The organism is Nonomuraea lactucae (assembly GCF_003313395.1).
Taxonomy (GTDB): domain Bacteria; phylum Actinomycetota; class Actinomycetes; order Streptosporangiales; family Streptosporangiaceae; genus Nonomuraea; species Nonomuraea lactucae.
Genome location: NZ_QNFZ01000789.1, coordinates 1 through 4,927, shown reverse-complemented (window position 1 = coordinate 4,927; position 4,927 = coordinate 1). Strand labels below are relative to the sequence as shown.

3 protein-coding genes are annotated in these 4,927 nt (G+C 73.5%); 2 read left to right on the top strand and 1 reads right to left on the bottom strand.

Going from position 1 to position 4,927, the window contains the following annotated elements:
- Positions 1-1,839: acyl-CoA dehydrogenase family protein (locus DQW85_RS27650; protein ID WP_113702833.1), on the top strand; the 1,839-nt coding region annotated here is incomplete at its 5' end.
- Positions 1,840-1,897: 58 nt separating this feature from the next.
- Here DQW85_RS27650 and DQW85_RS27645 read toward each other — a convergent pair.
- Positions 1,898-3,724: a hypothetical protein gene (locus DQW85_RS27645; protein ID WP_113702832.1), complete on the bottom strand. Its 1,827-nt coding sequence runs from the start codon at positions 3,722-3,724 to the stop codon at positions 1,898-1,900.
- Positions 3,725-3,824: 100 nt separating this feature from the next.
- Here DQW85_RS27645 and DQW85_RS27640 point away from each other — a divergent pair.
- Positions 3,825-4,927 (top strand): MmpA family trehalose lipid delivery protein (locus DQW85_RS27640; RefSeq protein ID WP_476703620.1); only part of this gene is annotated, 1,103 nt, incomplete at its 3' end.

Below are 4,927 nucleotides of genomic sequence, written 5' to 3'. Positions count from 1 at the left end.
GTGGCGCTGACCGGCGCGCTGACCGGCGCGCGCGGCGCCGACGGCGCCCTCGTCGTCTCCGGCACGGCCGAGCCGGTGCTGGGCGCCGCCCTCGCCGGTGTGCTGGTGCTGCCCGTGTCCACCGCCGAGGGTGAGGAGTGGGTCGCGCTCGACGCCTCCGCCGCCACGGTCACCTCCCTGAAGTCGCTCGACCTGACCCGGTCGGTGGCGAAGGTGGAGCTCTCCGAGGTGACCGTGCCCGAGGACCGCGTGCTGGACGGGGTCGAGCGGCCCGACGTGCTCAACCTGGCCGCCGTCCTGCTGGGCGCCGAGGCGGCCGGGCTGGCGTCGTGGTGCGTCCGGATGGCGGCCGAGTACGCCAAGGTACGGGTCCAGTTCGGCCGCCCGATCGGCCAGTTCCAGGGCATCAAGCACAAGCTCTCCCGGATGCTGGTCGCGCTCGAACAGGCCCGCGCCACCGTCTGGGACGCCACCCGCGCCGAGGGCCGCGAGCTGGAGTACGCCGCCGCGGTCGCCGCGGTCGTGGCCCCGGACGCGGCCGTCCAGTGCGCCAAGGACGCGATCCAGACCTTCGGCGGCATCGGCTACACCTTCGAGCACGACGTCCACCTCTACTACCGGCGCGCGCTGACGCTCCGCGCGCTGCTCGGCTCCTCGGCCGGGTGGGCGGCGACCGTCACCGCGCTGGCCCTGCAGGGCGTCACGCGGGAGATGCGGATCGACCTGCCCGAGGACGCCGAGCCGCTGCGCGAGTCCATCCGCGCGGAGATCGCCGAGATCAAGGCTCTGGAGGGTGTGGAGCAGAGGCGGGCGCTGGCCGCCGCCGGGTTCGTCATGCCGCATCTGCCCAGGCCGTGGGGCCGCGCCGCTTCGCCGCTGGAGCAGGTGCTGATCGCGCAGGAGCTGAAGGCCGCGCGGGTCAAGCTCCCCGCGATGATCATCGGTGCGTGGGTGGTGCCGTCCGTCGTCTCGTACGGCACGCCGGAGCAGCAGGAGCGCTTCCTGCCCAAGACGCTCAGCGGCGAGATGGTCTGGTGCCAGCTCTTCTCCGAGCCCGGCGCCGGCTCCGACCTGGCCTCGCTGCAGATGAAGGCCGAGCAGGTGGAGGGCGGCTGGAGGCTCAACGGCCAGAAGATCTGGACCTCCGTCGCCCACCTCGCCGAGTGGGGCATCTGCATCGCCCGCAACTCCTCCGAGGGCTCCAAGCACGAGGGCATCACCTACTTCCTCGTCGACATGAAGGCTCCCGGCGTCACGGTCCGGCCGCTGACCGAGATGACCGGCGAGAACCTGTTCAACGAGGTCTTCCTCGACGACGTGTTCGTGCCGGACGACCTGGTCGTCGGCGAGGTCGGCCAAGGCTGGAAGGTGGCGCGCAACACCCTGTCGAACGAGCGCGTCTCGCTCTCCTCCGGCTCGGGCAGCACCGGCTCGTCGGTGCCCGACCTGCTGGGACTGGTCGGGCGGCTCGGCCGGGAGCTCACGCCGGTCGAGGCGGGGCAGCTCGCCGAGGTGGTCTGCGAGGGGCACTCGATCAACGCGCTGTCCCTGCGGGTCACGCTCAAGCAGCTCGCCGGGGCCGAGCCGGGCGCGGACGCCTCCGTGCGCAAGCTGCTGTCCACCTCGCACGCCCAGCACGTCGCGGAGGCCGCGGTCGGCCTGCTGGGCGCGTCCGCCGTGGTGGCCGCCGACATGAAGCTCGGCGACGCGGGCTACTGGAACCGGGCCGTCCTGGCCACGCGGGCGATGACCATCTACGGCGGCACGACTGAAGTACAGCTCAACATCATCGCCGAGCGCCTGCTCGGCCTGCCGCGGGACCCCGAGCCGGGCAAGTGAGCGGCGGGGGCCGGGCTCCGGCCCGGCCCCTTACGGGGCGATAGCCGCCGTGCGGAAGTCACGGGCTGACGGGCTGGAGCGGGGTCGGCGTGGCGTTCCTGGCGGGGCGCGGGACGCCGGCCTTGATCTCGCCGACGCACGCCGTGCGGCCGTCCACCGTCCGGATGCCCAGTTCGCCACCGCTCCCCCTGACCGTGGCGAACGTCCAGCCGAAGTCCTTGCCGGCCTGGACCGTCACCGCCTGCCCGCCCCCCACCCGTACGGCGAGGGTGGCGGCCGTCGGGTTGAGGTAGCCGACCTGCACCGTCCACTCGCCGTCGGGCATGGGCAGCGGCAGGGGGAAGCGCACCTCCTGAGCCGAGACCGGCGTGCAGCCGCCCCGCTGCGGGATGGTGAGGCCCTCGATGTTCACCGGGCGCAGGCGGCCCTCCGGGTCGAAGACCAGCGGGTTCGGCAGCGGGCCGGTCAGCCGCCTGGTCCAGGTCACCGGCCGGGGCGCGATCGGGCCGAGCACCTTGGAGGCGAGCGCGTAGTCGTAGAAGAAGAACGGTGCCACGACCTTGTCCGGGACGTGGGTGTCGAGGATGACGGCGCGCTCCGGCGCCCGCTGGAGTGCCAGCCTGCCGGTCTCGACGTAGCTCTTGACATGGTCGCCGAGCGGCAGGCGGGTGTAGGCGGCGACCGACCACACCGAGCCGGCCGCGACCCCGGCCGCCAGCGGGATCCAGGCGTGCCTCAGACCGGTCAGCCTGGGCCGTCCGCGCAGCCAGGGCCGTTCCTCGCCCCGCAGCGGGATGAACGCCAGCCCGATCGCCACGGCCAGCACGACGGCCGTGGGAGAGACGTACCTCAGCTCCGAGCCGCCGAGGTCGGGGCCGAGCTGCACGACGCGCCCGATCATGACGGGCACCACGTCGGCCAGCGCGAAGTACGCCAGCAGCGTCAGCCATGCCAGCCAGGCCCGCCGCCGGTAGATCACCGACACCGCCACCGCGACCACCGCGACGCCGAGGGCCGCCCAGGCCGCCGCCGGGGGAACCGCCGCGATCGCGTAGTCCTCGGTGATCGGGTGCCACCGCCACGGCCCGCCCAGAGCCGCGGGCACCAGCGCGGCGCTCAGCAGCTTCCAGGCGAAGCTCAGGGCGACGACCGGGTCGGGCAGCGCCGGCCGTACCGTGTCGTTGGTGAGCTGCACGGACGTGAAGAACTGGCGGAAGAAGATCACCGCGTAGACCGCGATCACGCCGGCGTAGAGGATCCAGGCGGGCAGGCGGCGGGCACGCGGGAACCAGCCGACGGTCAGCACGAACGCCAGCAGCAGGATGAACGGCGCCTTGACGAAGAACGCCATGGCGAAGACCGTCCACCCCGCCGTGGCCAGCGCGTGCCGGAAACGCCCGGTCCTGGCGTAGAGGACCTGCGAGCTCAGCGCCATCGGCAGCGCGATCTGGAACGGCAGCGTCTCGATCACCACCGCCCACCACGACAGCGACGAGATCGTCAGCGGCGTCAGCAGGTAGAACGCCAGCGGCACCAGGATGGCCGGGCGCGGCCCGAACAGCAGGTTCAGCAGCCGCAGCAGCGCCAGCCCGGCCCCGGCCAGCAGGCCGATCGTGACGGCGTGGGCCAGCACGTCGTTGTAGACGCCGAGACGGCCCATCGCCCACTGGATCGCGAACGGCCCCGGCATCAGGTGCCCGTAGTCGACCCGCATGAGGTAGTCCCAGGACAGCTCGCGCTCCAGCCCGCGGGCGATGAACGTGAAGTCGTCCTGGCGGAAGTACGTCCGTCTCACCAGGTCGAACTTCCAGACCAGCTGGACGGCGATCATCACGATGGCCGCCGCCAGGACCGCGTCTCCGCGTTGCTTCAGGCGCGTTCCCACCGTTTCCTCGCTCGTCGCCACCGGCCCCTCTCTGCCCGGAAGCGTAACTGATGGGGGTTCAGGCGGAATGACCGTTGTGTGGTTGTGATGTCATAGCGGGATGTCTCGGACCACCCGAGCCGGGCTGATCGCCGCACTGCTCGGCCTCGCCCTGGGCTGCCTCGCGCTCGGGCCCGCCCTGGGATGGGGCTTCGTCCTGGTGCAGGACATGGTGTTCGTGCCGGATCCGGCGTTCTCCCGCTTCACCTTCGGGCTGGCCGGGGGCGCGCCGCGGGTGGTGCCCAGCGACGCCGTGGTGACGGCCCTGTCGTCGGTGCTGCCCGGGGAACTGGTGCAGAAGACGCTCCTCCTCGGCGTCTTCGCGCTGGGGTGCTCCGGGGCCGCGCTCCTCGTGCCGTCGCAGGCGCCGGCGCCCCGGCTGGTGGCGGGGGCGTTCTACGTGTGGAACCCGTACGTGGCCGAGCGGCTGCTGATGGGGCAGTGGGCGCTGCTGCTCGGGTACGCGGGGCTGCCGTGGGTGGTGGGCGCGGTGTCGTCGGGGCGGCGGACGGCTCTGGCGATGCTGCCCGCCGCTGTGGGCGGTTTCGCCGCCATGACGATCACGGCGCTGACGGCCCTCCCGATCGCCGCCCTCCGCCACGGCCGGGATGGCGCGGAGCGGGTGGCCGGGACGGGGCGGGTGGCCGGGACGGTCCGGGTGGCGGCGCTGCTGGTGGCGTTCAGTCTGCCGTGGCTGGTGCCCGCGATGCTCCGGCCGCACGCGGTGAGCGGGGACCGGGTGGGGGTGGAGGCTTTCGCGGCGCGGGCCGACACGCCCTTCGGCGCCGTGGGGAGCCTCCTCTCGCTCGGCGGCATCTGGAACGCCAACGCGGTGCCCGCCGGCTACGAGACGCCGCTGGGCGCGGCGGCCAGGCTCGCGCTCGCCCTGGTGGGCGTGGTGGCGTTCGCGTGCCTGCCGAGGGGCGCCGGAGGTCCGGCGTACCGGAAGGGGCTGGCGGTCGCGGCGGCGGCCGGGTTCGGGATCGCGGGCCTGGGGGTGACCGAGGCGGGCAGGGACGTGCTCGCCTGGCTGGTGGGGGTGTGGGGCGGGTTCGCGGTGTTCAGGGACGCCCAGCAGTTCGTCGCCCCCCTGGCGCTGCTGGTGGCCGTCGGGCTGGGGCTGCTCACCGCCGCCGCCGGGCGCGTGCCCGGCAGGGAGGACGC